The organism is Streptomyces vinaceus (genome assembly GCF_008704935.1).
GTDB lineage: Bacteria > Actinomycetota > Actinomycetes > Streptomycetales > Streptomycetaceae > Streptomyces > Streptomyces vinaceus.
Map to the genome: position 1 here is coordinate 1,396,583 of NZ_CP023692.1, position 13,649 is coordinate 1,410,231.

Annotated in this window: 13 protein-coding genes and 1 riboswitch; of the genes, 7 read left to right on the forward strand and 6 right to left on the reverse strand. The window is 72.8% G+C overall.

Going from position 1 to position 13,649, the window contains the following annotated elements; translation table 11 throughout:
• Positions 1-3: 3 nt before the first annotated feature.
• Complete coding sequence (locus CP980_RS06240; protein ID WP_132759452.1) at positions 4-309, reverse strand: 4a-hydroxytetrahydrobiopterin dehydratase; 306 nt, start codon at positions 307-309, stop codon at positions 4-6.
• A gap of 265 nt (positions 310-574) precedes the next feature.
• Between CP980_RS06240 and CP980_RS06245 the strand changes: the two genes are divergently transcribed.
• Positions 575-1,390 (forward strand): helix-turn-helix domain-containing protein, encoded by an 816-nt coding sequence (locus CP980_RS06245; RefSeq protein ID WP_150492934.1) that lies wholly within the window; start codon positions 575-577, stop codon positions 1,388-1,390.
• Here the strand turns inward: CP980_RS06245 and CP980_RS06250 are convergent.
• Positions 1,376-1,801, reverse strand: a complete 426-nt coding sequence (locus CP980_RS06250; RefSeq protein ID WP_150492936.1) for a hypothetical protein — start codon at positions 1,799-1,801, stop codon at positions 1,376-1,378. The genes CP980_RS06245 and CP980_RS06250 overlap by 15 nt on opposite strands.
• 349 nt (positions 1,802-2,150) lie before the next feature.
• Between CP980_RS06250 and CP980_RS06255 the strand changes: the two genes are divergently transcribed.
• From CP980_RS06255 to CP980_RS06270, 4 genes are all read left to right on the forward strand, one after another.
• Positions 2,151-3,170, forward strand: a complete 1,020-nt coding sequence (locus tag CP980_RS06255; protein ID WP_150492938.1) for a hypothetical protein — start codon at positions 2,151-2,153, stop codon at positions 3,168-3,170.
• Positions 3,167-3,730 carry a toxin-antitoxin system, toxin component gene (locus CP980_RS06260; protein WP_229906824.1) on the forward strand — a complete coding sequence of 188 codons (564 nt, stop codon included), beginning with the start codon at positions 3,167-3,169 and terminating at the stop codon, positions 3,728-3,730. The genes CP980_RS06255 and CP980_RS06260 overlap by 4 nt, the downstream gene beginning before the upstream one ends.
• Positions 3,731-3,839: 109 nt before the next feature.
• On the forward strand, positions 3,840-5,291 hold the full coding sequence (locus CP980_RS06265; protein ID WP_132759448.1) for an NAD(P)/FAD-dependent oxidoreductase: 1,452 nt from the start codon (positions 3,840-3,842) through the stop codon (positions 5,289-5,291).
• Entirely contained in the window at positions 5,288-6,478 is a 1,191-nt protein-coding gene (locus tag CP980_RS06270) for an MAB_1171c family putative transporter (RefSeq protein ID WP_132759447.1), read from the forward strand. Before CP980_RS06265 ends, CP980_RS06270 begins: the two co-directional genes overlap by 4 nt.
• A gap of 24 nt (positions 6,479-6,502) precedes the next feature.
• Here the strand turns inward: CP980_RS06270 and CP980_RS06275 are convergent, their stop codons facing one another.
• Both CP980_RS06275 and CP980_RS06280 read right to left on the reverse strand, forming a co-directional pair.
• The gene (locus CP980_RS06275) at positions 6,503-7,786 is read right to left on the reverse strand and encodes an NADH:flavin oxidoreductase/NADH oxidase family protein (RefSeq protein ID WP_308439321.1); all 1,284 of its coding nucleotides are present in this window, start codon (positions 7,784-7,786) and stop codon (positions 6,503-6,505) included.
• Between the two features lie 151 nt (positions 7,787-7,937).
• Entirely contained in the window at positions 7,938-8,783 is an 846-nt protein-coding gene (locus CP980_RS06280; RefSeq protein WP_132759571.1) for a bifunctional 5,10-methylenetetrahydrofolate dehydrogenase/5,10-methenyltetrahydrofolate cyclohydrolase, read from the reverse strand.
• A 98-nt stretch (positions 8,784-8,881) separates the two neighbouring features.
• Positions 8,882-8,979, reverse strand: a riboswitch (ZMP/ZTP riboswitch).
• A 108-nt stretch (positions 8,980-9,087) separates the two neighbouring features.
• Between CP980_RS06280 and CP980_RS06285 the strand changes: the two genes are divergently transcribed.
• Both CP980_RS06285 and CP980_RS06290 read left to right on the forward strand, forming a co-directional pair.
• Entirely contained in the window at positions 9,088-9,849 is a 762-nt protein-coding gene (locus tag CP980_RS06285; RefSeq protein ID WP_099888771.1) for a class I SAM-dependent methyltransferase, read from the forward strand.
• A 226-nt stretch (positions 9,850-10,075) separates the two neighbouring features.
• Positions 10,076-11,671 (forward strand): RNA polymerase sigma factor, encoded by a 1,596-nt coding sequence (locus CP980_RS06290; RefSeq protein ID WP_132759446.1) that lies wholly within the window; start codon positions 10,076-10,078, stop codon positions 11,669-11,671.
• 57 nt (positions 11,672-11,728) lie between these two features.
• On the opposite strand, the gene CP980_RS06295 is transcribed toward CP980_RS06290, so the two are convergent.
• Both CP980_RS06295 and CP980_RS06300 read right to left on the reverse strand, forming a co-directional pair.
• A complete protein-coding gene (locus tag CP980_RS06295) occupies positions 11,729-12,169 on the reverse strand; it encodes an SRPBCC family protein (RefSeq protein WP_132759445.1) in 441 nt (146 codons plus the stop codon).
• Between the two features lie 53 nt (positions 12,170-12,222).
• Positions 12,223-13,632 (reverse strand): amino acid permease, encoded by a 1,410-nt coding sequence (locus tag CP980_RS06300; RefSeq protein WP_132759444.1) that lies wholly within the window; start codon positions 13,630-13,632, stop codon positions 12,223-12,225.
• Positions 13,633-13,649 lie beyond the last annotated feature (17 nt).

Consider the following 13,649-nt stretch of genomic DNA (forward strand, 5'->3'; position numbering starts at 1 on the left):
CCGTCAGCTCGCGCCGTGGGAGGGGGCGAGGGCCTCGACGCGTTCGGCGAGCGCGAAGTCGGCGCCGGTGACGGCGTCGCCGGCGCTGTGGGTGTTCACGGACACCCGGACCGTGTTGTAGCCGAGGGTGAGGTCCGAGTGGTGGTTCAACTCGTCCTGGACGGCGGCGATGTGGGCGACGAGCGCGCTCGCCGCGAAATGGGTGCCCAGCCGGTAGGTGCGGATGATCCGGTCGTCCTCGAAGGCCCAGCCCGGGAGTTCCCGCAACCGGTCCTCGATCTCCTTCTGCGAAAGCGGCTCGTCTGCCATCGGCATGCTCCTTCACCGTTCGGTCCGGACTCGTTCTGACGTGGGGTCAAGGTTCCCACAGCGCAGGCCCGGGGGAAGGTTCCGCGCCCTGGTGCGTGCGGGTTCTTCCGCGCCTTCCGGGTCCGCCGCGACGGCCCTGTGCTCCTGTGCCGAACGTGACCGTTACCACCAGTAACTCGGCGTGCCGCACTGCGGGCTCGGGCTGCGCAACGGGTTCGGCCTGGGCCGAGCCGCTGCGCCCCGTCCCTCGGCTAACGTCGTGGGCATGACCTCCACCCCGTCCGTCGGAGCCCTGCTGCGCACCTGGCGGGAGCGGCGCGGCATCAGCCAGCTGGAGCTGGCGGGCCGCGCCGACTCCTCCTCCCGGCACATCAGCTTCATCGAGACCGGCCGGTCCCGGCCGAGCAAGGAGATGGTCCTGCGGCTCGCGGACCACCTCGACGTACCGGTCCGCGAGCGCAATGCGCTGCTCCTCGCGGCGGGTTACGCCCCGCACTACGCGCAGACCCCGCTGGACGACCCCTCGATGGGGACGCTGCGCGAGGGCCTGGAGCGGCTGCTGACGGGCTACGAGCCGTATCCGGCGCTGATCGTGGACGCCGTGTACGACGTCGTCGCCGCCAACCGCGGCATCGCGATGCTGCTCGACGGGCTGCCCGAGCACCTGCTGATCCCGCCGCTGAACGCCATGCGGATCACCCTTCACCCGCAGGGCCTGGCCCCGCGGATCCGCAACCTCGGTGAGTGGCGCGGGCATCTGCTGGCCCAGATGGAGCGGCAGATCGCGCTGTCCCGCTCGGAGCCGCTGCGCGCGCTGTACGAGGAGGTGTCCGGGTATCCGGTGGACACCGGGCCGCGACCCGCCGGGGCCGGTTCCGGGGCCGGTTCCGGGGCCGGGGAGGGCGCGGCGTACATCGCGTTGCCGCTGCTGATCGAACACGACGGGCACCTGCTGTCGTTCGTGTCCTCGATCGCGACGTTCAACACGCCGATGGACGTGACCGTCGCCGAGCTGGCCGTCGAGACCCTGCTGCCGGCCGACGCGGCGACGGCGAAGTACCTGCACTCACTGGGGCCCTGAGGCGGACTCCCGCAGCGCCAGCTGCTGGACGTACGCGAAGCCCGCGACGACGAGCGCCTGGGCCGGGATCCACACGAGGCCGGCGGTGGTGGGGGCGTCCCAGAGGAAGAGCGAGACGACGCTGAGCGCCGCCCAGGCCCAGTTGGCCTCGACGACGAACTTCACGGCGGGGACCGGCGGCCGGCGGCGGGAGGCGAGCCAGCCGACGCCGGCGCCGTAGAGGGTCAGGAACAAGCCGATTTCGAGCAGGACGTCCTGGCCGACTCCGAGCAGCCGGCCGAGCGGGGCGCCGAAGGCGGCGTAGGCGAGGCCGTTCCCGGCGGTGACCACGCAGTCGAGGGCGAGGAAGCGGCGCAGCGCGGTCTGCGGGACGGTGGTACGGGCGATGCTGCCGAACAGGGTCGTGGACATGAGGGATCGGCCTCCATGACGGGTCGGGCTGGTACGTGCTGACGGGACGGGCCCCGAGGCCGAGTGCGCGGTCTCGGGACCCGGTGCCCCCACTGTGCCGCCGCCCCCCGCCGGGATCGATTACCCCGGGGGTAACGCACTCCCGAGGCCCAGGCGTGGACGTAGCCCCGCTCATGGAGTGGACGTCGTCGATCGCCGCGGCGGTGGGGCTGCGGCGCGGGTGTGCCAACCTTCTTTGACTCACATCGCAAGAAACGTTGGGGTTCTCCTGTTTCCGCGTGGGGCTGAGGGCTACGCTGCTGCCAGCCGAATCCCTCGAACGTCCTCTCGACATACGGAGAACCTCACGGTGCCAGCCGCCGACCGACCCGACCTGGGCGCCGCATGGGCCCGCGTCGCGGCATCGGCCGAGCGGAGCGGCCGGGACCCGGCCGAAGTGCTGTGCCCGGAGCGGCTGAGCCGCCTGTGCGGGGTGGAACCGGCGCTCGTCCCGCAGGTGGTGGCCGGGACGGCACCCGAATTACCGCTGTGCCTGCGGGTGCACCGGCGCTTCCTGCGGCTGCGGGCCACCCGCCGGGACAAGCACGGCCGCGAGTGGCCGCTGGCCGCCATCGCGGAGGACTTCCAGGCCCCCGGCGCCTCCCTCGGCCCGCTCAACGCGGGCACCGGACTGCCCCGCCTGGGCCACGCGGCGGGAGTGCAGCGGTTCTTCGGGGTCTACGCCGGCTTCCTCCTCGCCGACAGCCAGAGCGCGGTGGAGCGCGCCCTCGCCACCGCCGGGGCCGACGCCCCGGCGGACCTCGGGCGCCTCTCGTACCTGACCGGGCTGCCCCCGCACGACATACGGCTCACCCTCGACGGCACACCGCCCCGGCTCCCGCTGAAGGAACAGGTCCACCAGCGCTTCGAGCACCTGCGGCGCACCCGGCTCCGCGCGGACGGCCAGGTCCACTCCCTGGCCGCCATCGCCCAGTCCTTCTACGCCTCGGGCCAGTCCCTGACCCGTCTCGCGCGCGGCGAGGGCCTGCCCAACCTCGCGGCCGCCGCGGGGATCCAGCGCTTCTACGGGGTCGACGGCGGCTTCCTGCTGGCCGACGACACCGAGGCGCTCGCCACCGCCCTCGCCGGGATCGAGCAGGAGCTGGAAACCGCCGGACACCACGCGGAAAACCCGATGCTGGCCGTCCTGCGGGCGCACGATGTACGGAGCATCGTCACGCGGGCCGGGCGGCTCTCCCCGGCGGGCTGGAAGTCACTGGCCGACCACCTGGACGACCTGCTGGCCCGCGAGGGACAGCTGGCGCGCGAGAGCACCGGCCGCGTGGCGGTGCCGGACGACCGGAAGGCTGCCGAGGGGGGAGCGCCATGAGGACCACACGCACCATGCGGAAACTCGGCGGGGATCTGCTGGCGGAGGCGCGCCTGGCGCGCCCGGCCGATGCCGCCGGGATCATCGGGGGCCTGTGCGCCGCGTACGGCCGCCGGCGCGGCGGGCGGCCGGTGGAGTTCCGGTTCGCCAAGTTCCCCCCCGACACGGCCAGCGGACTCTGGCTGGAGATGGAGGAGCGCGACCTGCTCGTCATCGAGGAGCGCACCCGGCCCGAGCACCAGCTCGTGATCGCCTGCCACGAGTTATGGCACCTGGAGGAAGGTACCTGCGACAGCCACGGCCCGGGCATGGCCGTGGCGGCCCGGCTCACGGGAGCCCGGGGCGACCTCGCGGAGCTGCTGCACTCGGAGGCCGGACTGGGCAGCGTGGTCCGGCAGGCGGCCGCTCGCGCCGACCGGGAGGATCCGGCGGAGATCCGGGCCGAGACGTTCGGCCTGTACCTCGGCCAAGTCCTCAAGGCGTACCTTCCGGGGCCCCGCGAGGAGCGGTCCCCCGAGGCGATCGAGCGCATCAAGTCCTCGCTCGGCTGGGGCCGTTGAGTGCACGCCCGGCGGCGTACCGATGACGCCCCGGTGACCGGCGCCACCCCCTCCCGACGCACCTCACGCGCGCCGCTGCCCCCGCACGGCCCCGACAGAGAGCACCACCATGACCCAGTCCTCCCCGCCCCGCCACGCCGTCGTCATCGGCGGCAGCATGGCCGGCCTGCTCGCGGCGGCCGTGCTCGCCGAGCACGCGACGGTCACGATCATCGACGCCGACACCCTCCCCGACAGCCCGGCGCCGCGGCGCGGACTCCCCCAGGCCCGGCACGTCCACGTCATGTGGTCGGGCGGGGCGCGCGCCATCGAGAAGATACTGCCGGGCATCACCGAGGCCTGGACGGCGGCGGGCGCGATCCGCCGCAGCCTGCCCACGGACCTGGTCACCATGACGGCCCAGGGCTGGATCCCGCGCTGCGGGGAGAAGCAGTTCAACATCTCGTGCAGCCGTGACCTCCTCGACGCGGTGGTCCGCGCCCGGGTGACCGGACTGCCCGGTGTCAGCACGCTCCAGGAGAGCCGCGTACGGGCCCTGGAGGGCACGGCGGCCCGCGTCACCGGCGTCCGCGTCGACACCCCGCAGGAGCGGGACCGGCTGGTCACCGCCGATCTCGTGGTCGACGCGAGCGGGCGCGGCTCCCGGGCCCGCGCCTGGCTCCAGCAGCTCGGCGTCGGCGGGATCAGACAGGCCCAGGTCGACTCCGGCCTGGTGTACGCCACGCGGATCTTCGAAGCCCCCTCCGGTGCCCACGAGATGGGCTTCCCGATCGTCAACGTGCAGTCCGATCCGCGGGTGTACGCACCCGGCCAGACCGCGACCATCGTCCCCATCGAGAACGGCCAGTGGCAGGCCACCCTCTCCGGCACCCGCGGTGGCCAGCCCACCGGCGACCCCGAGCAGTTCATCCCGTTCGCCAAGGGACTGCGCGACCCGGTCGTCGGCGAGCTCCTCGTCGGCAGGAAGCCCCTGACCGACATAGCCGTCACCCAGGGCACCGCCAACCGCCGGGTCTACTTCGAGAAGGCCGACCTGCCCGACGGGTTCTTCGCCGTCGGCGACTCCGTCGCCACCTTCAACCCGCTGTACGGGCAGGGGATGACCGTCGCCGCGCAGGGGCTGCTGGCCGTACGGGCGCTGCTGCGCACCCAGGGCCTCGCCCACCCCTCCTTCGGCCGCGAGGCGCAGCGCGCGCTCGTCCCGCAGGTGTCCACCGCCTGGGAGCTCGCCACCTCCCAGGACATCCTGTATCCGGGGGCCACCGGCATGAAGCCGCGGGCCGGTGTCGGGCTGCTCAACGCGTACGTCAACCGGCTGATGACCGGCGCGACCACGCGGGAGGCGCTGACCGCCGCGTTCCTCCAGGTGATCACCATGAGCAGCCCTCCCTCGTACTGGCTGCGCCCCCCGGTCGTCTGGCACGTGCTGCGCGCCTCGGACCGGGGCGCGCTCAAGGCGCCGCCGCTGACGGCGGCCGAGCGCTCCGTCGCGGGGCTCGACCACGGGTCCGGGCCGGTCGATCCCGTGGACCCGGTCGGTCCCGTCGGTCAGGCGCGATGACCGACGGTCTCATCCTCTACGTTCCGGGGTCGGTGATGATCCTGGCGCTGCTGATCAAGGCCCCGACCCTGCGCCGGGGCTGGGACCAGCCGCTCATGCGGGCGGTGTGCACCCTGCTCCTCGTCGGCTGCATGGTCATGTTCCTGGCGGCGCCGCCGACGATCGCCGCGGTCAACCGGCTCACCGGGGTCGTCAACTTCTCGGCCCCGCTGGTGTACAGCGTGCTGACCGCGTTCTCGGGCTCGTGCATCGTCCTGGTCCTGCAGTGGAGCGGCGGCCCGCCGGCCGTCGTACGGCGGGCGACCCGGCTGACGGCGGCCGTCTTCAGCGCCGTCACGCTGCTGATCATCGTCCTGTTCGTGATCGGCGACGCGCCCGTGGAGCGCCTGCGCGATCTGGACACCTACTACGCGAACACGCCCTGGCTGCGCGAGATGATCGTCTGCTACCTGCTCGCGCACACCGTCGGCAGTTCGACGCTGACCCTGCTGTGCTGGAAGTGGCTGCTGCGCGTACGCCCCTCGCTGCGCCCGCTGCGCACCGGGCTCGCCCTGATCGTGCTCGGCGGGGCGCTGGACCTGGGCTACCTGGTCGCGAAGTGGGCCGCGGTGGGCGCCCGCTGGGCGGGCCGCGACTGGGACGGCCTGTCCACCTACGTGGCCCCGCCGTTCGCCTCCGCCGCCGCCCTGATGGTGGGCTCGGGGTTCATCGTCCCGCTGGTCGGCGGCTCGGCGGCCTGGCGGGACTTCAGCCGGTACCGGCGGCTGCACCCGCTGTGGAAGGCGCTGCGCGGCTTCGCCGCGTCGAGCGTGACGACGGTGCCGCTGACCTGGTGGTCGCCGATCGGGATCCGGCTGATCCACCGCGAATCGGTGATCGACGACGGGATCCTGGCGCTGGCCCGCTGGTTCGACCCGGCCGTACGGGCGGCGGCGTACGAGGCCGCCCTCGGCCAGGGCCTGTGCGCGTCGCGGGCTTCGGTCGTGGCGGACGCGGCGATGCTGGCCGCGGCCTGCCGGCGCCGCGAGGCGGCCGCGGCAGCGGAAGCCGCCGACCGCGCGGCCGCCGCCAGCACGGCCGCGGCCGACCAGGGACTGCCCGAGCCGTACCGGCTGGACTCCAGGCCGCTGACCGCGCTGGCCCGGGAGTTCCGCACCTCGCCGATCGTGGCGGCGCTGCGCCGGTAGCCGACCCGGCCGGGGAGGGCGGCCTCAGCCGGCGAGGGCGTCCTCGGGCTCGGGGTTGCGGGCGAGCCAGGCCCCGTACGCCCGCACCCGGCGCCAGTGGTGGAGCTGGTCGAGGGCGAAGGCGGCCCGCGGGGAGGCCTCCGGACGCGGTTCCAGACCGCGGGCCAGCCGGTGCAGCTGGAACCGTACGAAGGCCAGCAGCCCGGCGCCGGCCAGGTCGCGGTCCTTCCAGCCCAGCCGCTCCACGGTCACCCGTACGTCCTCCCCGGCGCGCCAGCGGGCCGGCAGGTCGGGGCGGAAGGCCAGCGCGGAGGCGAGCCCGACGACGGACACCCCGCGCGCCAGGACCTTGCGCGCGGTCTCCTGGCGGGCGATCCCGCCGGTCAGCATCAGCGGCATCGTGGCGGCGTCCAGGAACTCCTCGGCGAAGGAGAGGAAGTACGCCTCCCGTCCAAGGGTGCGCAGGTCCGCGGTGCGGCCCAGGGTCGCGGGGCTCTCCACGCTGCCGCCGGAGAGTTCGACGAGGTCGACGCCGAGGCCGTCGAGGGCCGTGAGGACCTGCGCGGCGTCCTGCGTGTCGAAGCCGCCCCGCTGGAAGTCGGCGGTGTTGAGCTTGACGCCGACCGCGAAGCCGGGGCCGACCTGTGCGCGGACCGCCCGGACGACCTCGGTCAGCAGCCGGACCCGGTTCTGCGGGCTGCCGCCCCAGCGGTCGGTGCGCCGGTTGACCAGCGGGGAGAGGAACTGGCTGATCAGGTAGCCGTGGGCGGCGTGGATCTGCACCCCGTCGAAGCCGGCCTCCTCCGCCCGGCGGGCCGTGACCGCGAACCGGGCGACGGTGGCCTCGATGTCGGCATCGGTCATCGCGGTGGGGCGGGCGAAGCGCTTGGTGTGCTTGCCGAGGCTCACCCCTATGTCGGAGGGCGCCCAGGCCGTGCCGGGCATCTCGGAGCCGACCTGCCGGCCCGGGTGGTTGATCTGCATCCAGACCCGTCCGCCGCCGCCGGACGCGGCCTCGGCCCAGCGGCGGAACGGGTCGAGCGGGGAGTGGGCGTCGAGGACGATGGTGCCCGGCGCGGTCAGCGCGCGGCGGTCGACCATCACGTTGCCGGTGATCAGGAGGCCGGCTCCGCCCCGTGCCCAGCGGCGGTAGAGGCGCTCGATGCGCTCGTCGGGCAGCTGGCCGGCCCCGGCGAGGCTCTCCTCCATGGCCGCTTTCGCCAGGCGGTTCGGCAGGGTGGCTCCACCCGGCAGCTCCAGTGGCGTGAACAGGTCCATCGGCAGTTCCCCCCAGGAAACGTGTTGCACGTGTCATCCCGCGCCCCGGCGCAAAGATACCGCCCGCTCCACGCTGCCCGGCAGGCTCCGTCCGCAAGAATCCGGACACCCCCCGGAACGCGGAACGCCCCGGACCGAAGGGCCGGGGCGTGTCCGTACGGGGCGTTCCCGTGGGTGGCGGTCAGAGGTCCGCGAGCTCCAGGCCGGCCTGGGCGGCGGCCGCCTGCACGGTCTGCTCCAGCAGGACGGCGATGGTCATCGGACCGACGCCGCCCGGGACCGGGGTGATCAGGGAGGCGCGGGCGGCGGCCGACTCGAAGTGGACGTCGCCCACGTTGCCCTCGTTGTAGCCGGCGTCCAGGACGACGGCGCCGGGCTTGATGTCCTCGCCGCGGATGAATTCGGCCTTGCCCACGGCCGCGACCAGTACGTCGGCCTGGCGCACGATCGAGGGGAGGTCCACGGTGCGGGAGTGGCAGTAGGTGACGGTGGCGTTCTGCTCCAGCAGCAGCATGCCGGCCGGCTTGCCCAGGATCGCGCTGCGGCCGACGACCACGGCGTGCTTGCCGGTCAGGTCCACGTCGTACTCGGCGAGGAGGCGCATGATGCCGCCGGGGGTGCAGGAGACGAAGCCCGGCAGTCCGAAGCCCATGGCGGCGAAGGAGTGCATGGTGACGCCGTCGACGTCCTTGCCCGGGGCGATGGCCTCGAAGGCGGCCCGCTCGTCGATGTGGTGCGGGACCGGGTGCTGGAGCAGGATCCCGCTGATCTCCGGGTCCTCGGACAGGGCGGTGAGGGCGGCGACGAGCTCCTCGGTCGTGGTGGACGCCGGCAGCTCCACGTGGCGGGAGGTGATCCCGGCCTTGGCGCAGCGGTTCTGCTTCATCTTCACGTAGGTCACGGACGCCGGGTCCTCGCCGACCAGGACGGTCGCGAGGCAGGGCGCGGTGCCGGTGCGCTCGGTGATCTTCGCCGCGAGGGCGGCGGTCCGCTCCGAGACGCGGCGGGCGAGGGCGGTGCCGTCCATCAGCCGGGCGCGGCCGGCGGCGGGGACGGGGGCAGAGGCAGTCTGGGCAGTCGTCACGGGGTCTCCTGAGCGTCGCTGCGGATCGCTGTTCGCGGGTTCGCGGTCGCCCAGGCGCGCGGCAGGAGACGTACGTGCGGACATACGCCGGGCCGCTCCCCGGTGGTGATCCACCCGAACGCCAGTCACGGCCCGCCTCCACTGTAATGGACCCCGCCCGGATGTGCGGTGGTGCGCGGCGGCCCCCGGTCCGCGGGATCCGGTCAAACCGGTGGATCACCGGCGCCGGGCCTGGGACGATCGAGACATGACGCGCACTTTCGACCATCTCGTCGCGGAAGCCGAATCCGTTTCCGTGGACGGCTGGGACTTCTCCTGGCTCGACGGCCGGGCCACCGAGCAGCGCCCCTCCTGGGGCTACCAGAGACTGCTCGGCGAGCGCCTGGCCCGGGTCCGCTCGGCCCTCGACATCCAGACCGGCGGCGGGGAGGTGCTCGCGGGTGCCGGTCCGCTGCCCCCGCTGACGGCGGCCACCGAGTCCTGGCCGCCGAACATCGACAAGGCGACCCGGCTCCTGCATCCGCTGGGCGCGGTGGTCGTCGCGGACGCCGACGAGCCGCCGCTGCCCTTCGGCGACGAGGCCTTCGAGCTGGTCGCGAGCCGCCACCCGGTGACCATCTGGTGGGAGGAGATCGCGCGGGTCCTGCGTCCGGGCGGGACGTACCTGTCGCAGCAGGTCGGGCCGGCGAGCGTCTTCGAGCTCGTCGAGTACTTCCTCGGGCCCCAGCCGGAGGAGGTCCGGCGCGGCCGGCACCCTGACGACGCGGTCGCCGACGCCGGCAAGGCCGGACTCGAAGTGGTGGATCTGCGCTCCGAAAGACTGCGTACGGAGTTCCACGACATCGGAGCCGTGATCTACTTTCTCCGGAAGGTGATCTGGATGGTGCCCGGCTTCACGGTCGGGCAGTACCGGGACCGGTTGCGCGAGCTCCACGAACAGATCGAACGTGAAGGCCCGTTCGTGGCGCACACCGCCCGTTTCCTCATCGAGGCCCGCAAAACGGGCTGACGGGAAGGGGGCCGCGGGCGCGGACGGATCCCCGGCCGAATGGTTGCGCGCCCACAGCGTGGCGCAGGTCACTCAATTCAGCGCGTAACGAATCGACTCGGGCATGCGATGAACCGACAGGTGTCCTCGCGCGGCCCCGGAATACAGACCCCCCTCGGGCCTGTTTCCCGAGTCCGCGCGATGATGTCCCGCCCACTCCCTATCTGTTCGCAACGAGAGGCTCCTTGTGTCGCTCAGCCCGTCCCGTACGTTCCCTCCGGAGATCGCCGAATCGGAGGCCCTCGTCGCGCTCGTCGAGCGCGGCCGCGAGCAGGGTCACATCAACGGTGACGACGTGCGCCAGGCCTTCGAGGCCGGCCGCATCCCGGTGGACCAGTGGAAGCGGGTCCTGCGCAGCCTGAACCAGGTCCTGGACGAGGAGGGTGTCGCGCTGCACGTCAGCGCCGCCCCCGCCACGAAGGCTGCCGCGAAGAAGCCCCGCAAGGCGGCCGCCGCGCCTGCGCGCACCGTGACCAAGAAGGCGGCCGCAGCGCCGCGCCCCATCGGTGCGCGCAAGACCTCGGCCACCAGCCCGGCACCGGCCACCGCGGCGGCGATATCCGCTTCGCCGGCCGCGGCCACCGAGGACGAGGCGACGGCCGACGCCGTCGCCGAGCCGAAGAAGCGGACGGTCAAGAAGACCGCCGCGAAGAAGACCGCGGTGAAGAAGACCGCCGCCGCGGCCAAGAAGACCAGCGCCAAGGACGCCGACGAGGGCGAGACCCCGGCCGCCGCCGAGGGTGAGGACTGGGCCGCCGAGGACCTCGTCGACGACGTCGAGGAGGAGGCCCCCAAGGCCGGCGGCGCCCAGGGCTTCGTCCTGTCCGACGACGACGAGGACGACGCCCCGGCGCAGACGGTCATGGTGGCCGGCGCCACCGCCGACCCCGTCAAGGACTACCTGAAGCTGATCGGCAAGGTGCCGCTCCTCAACGCCGAGCAGGAGGTCGAGCTCGCCAAGCGCATCGAGGCGGGTCTCTTCTCCGAGTACAAGCTCGAAGAGGAGGAGGACCACAAGCCCGCGTTCAAGCGCGAGCTGGAGATCCTCGTCGAGGACGGCCGCCGCGCCAAGAACCACCTGCTGGAGGCCAACCTCCGCCTCGTGGTCTCCCTGGCCAAGCGCTACACCGGCCGCGGCATGCTCTTCCTGGACCTGATCCAGGAGGGCAACGTCGGTCTGATCCGCGCCGTGGAGAAGTTCGACTACACCAAGGGCTTCAAGTTCTCCACGTACGCGACCTGGTGGATCCGCCAGGCGATCACGCGCGCCATGGCCGACCAGTCGCGCACCATCCGCATCCCGGTGCACATGGTCGAGATCATCAACAAGCTGGCGCGCGTCCAGCGCCAGATGCTCCAGGACCTCGGCCGCGAGCCCACTCCGGAGGAGCTGGGCAAGGAACTCGACATGACCCCCGAGAAGGTCATCGAGGTCCAGAAGTACGGCCGCGAGCCCATCTCCCTGCACACCCCGCTGGGTGAGGAGGGCGACAGCGAGTTCGGTGACCTCATCGAGGACTCCGAGGCGGTCGTGCCGGCCGACGCGGTGTCGTTCACCTTCCTCCAGGAGCAGCTCCAGTCCATCCTGGGGACGCTCTCGGAGCGTGAGGCGGGCGTCGTCTCGATGCGTTACGGCCTGAACGACGGCCAGCCGAAGACCCTGGACGAGATCGGCCGCGTGTACGGGGTCACCCGTGAGCGCATCCGCCAGATCGAGTCCAAGACCATGTCGAAGCTGCGCCACCCGTCGCGTTCGCAGGTGCTGCGCGACTACCTCGACTAAACCGTCCGCAAGCCGTCCGCGCCCCCGGCCAGTCGCAAGACCGGCCCGGGGGCGCGTTCAGTTCTCCAGGAGATGCTTGAGCTTTTCCTCGTTGCGCGGCATCTCCTTGCGGGCGTACGGCTTGACCACGAGCGGGGCGATGACCTTGCCGATGCCGTGGCCCTCGAAGTCGAGGTCCAGGGTCACGCGCGAGCGCCTGCCGCCGTCGAGGGGTTCGATGGTGCCGCGCACATCGCCCCGGACGGGTCCGCCGACGCCTTGGATGTGCCAGCTGCGCGGCCGGTCGAGCTCCGTGACCTCCATGGTCATCGGGAACCTCCGCCGGCCCATGCGCCGGGTGACGACGACCTTCGATCCGACGTGGACGGGTGCGCCGTCCAGCGGACGGGCGGAGAGGGCGCTGTCCTGCCACTCCGGCAGGCGCGTGGGGTCCGTCACGTAGTCGAAGACGTCCTCGGGACTGCGGGAAATCTCGATGCTCTCTCTGATCGCGGACATGGCGACCCCTTACTGCCCCCTGCCGGTCCTCTCCTTCCACGCTACCGCGCAGGTCAGGCGGTGTCCCGGCGCTCGGCCCGGTCCTCGCTCCCGCAGGCGCCCCGCTGCCCCCGCGCGGACATCGCCGCGTAGACGAGGACGCCGACGAAGAGGAAGAGGACGCCCTGGTAGACGGCCGCGTAGCCGGAGCCGGCGACGAGCCACATCGAGAAGCCGAAGGCCAGGCCCGCCAGGATCCCGTCGCGCACCAGGCGGCCGCGGTGGACGCGCCCGGACTGCCCCGACAGCAGGAAGTAGATCTGCGCGGCGGTGGAGAGGAGGTACGGGACGGTCGCCGTGAAGGTGGTGATCAGGACGAGGATCTCGAAGACCCCGTCCGAGCCCGCCGTGTAGTTGTAGATCGTCAGGCCGGAGGCCAGGGCGACGGTGACGATCACGCCGACCACCGGGACGCCCCTCTTCCTCGTCTCGAAGACCTTGGGGAAGAGCCCGTCGCGGGCGGCGGCGTACGGGGTCTGCGCGCTGAGCAGCGTCCAGCCGTTGAGGGCGCCGAGCATCGAGACCACGGCCGCGCAGGCGACGAGGGTGCCGCCCCAGGTGCCCCCGAACATGGCGTTGACCGCGTCGGTGAAGGGGGCCTCGGACGCGACCAGCCGGTCGTGGGGCACCAGCCCGAAGACGGAGAGGGTGCCCAGCAGGTAGACGGCGGCCGCGCCGGCGGTGCCGAGGATCGTGGCCCGGCCGACGTTGCGGGCGGGGTCACGGACCTCGCCCGCGCTGACGGCGGCCGACTCCACGCCGAGGTAGCTGAAGAGCAGGATGGCCGCGGCCGCGGAGACCGCGCCGACGGGGCCCTGGCCGGTGGCCTGGAAGGGGCCGAGGTTCGCCGGGTCGAAGAAGAACAGGCCGCCGACGGCGACCAGCAGCAGCGGGACGAATTTCAGTACGGTGGCCACCAGTTGGACGGCGCCGACGTAGCGGGTGCCGGCCAGGTTGGCGAGCGCCGGGAGCCACTGCACGGTGAGGGCGGCCAGGCACATCGCCGCCTTGTGCTCGCCGATGGCCGGGAAGAGCACGCCGAGGTAGCCGACCGCCGCCACCGCGAGGGCGGCGTTCGAGACCCAGGCGGTGATCCAGTAGCTCCAGGCCGCGAGGAACCCGGCGAAGTCGCCGAACGCGGCGCGGGCGTAGACGTACGGGCCGCCGGTCTGCGGGAGCCGCTCAGCGAGCCGGCCGAAGACCAGGGCCAGGGCGATCGCGCCGGCGGTGAGCACGCCGAAGGCGACCAGGCTGATCGTGCCGAAGGGGGCCACCGAGGCCGGCAGCAGGAAGATCCCGCCGCCGATGATGTTGCCCATGACCAGGCAGGTCGCGATCGGCAGGCCGAAACGCCGGGCGTGGGGGTCGCGGCCCTGCCCCGGAGGTGCGGCGGTCTCGGCGGGCGGGGTTGCGGTGCTGGTCATCGGTGGTGCGCCTCGGG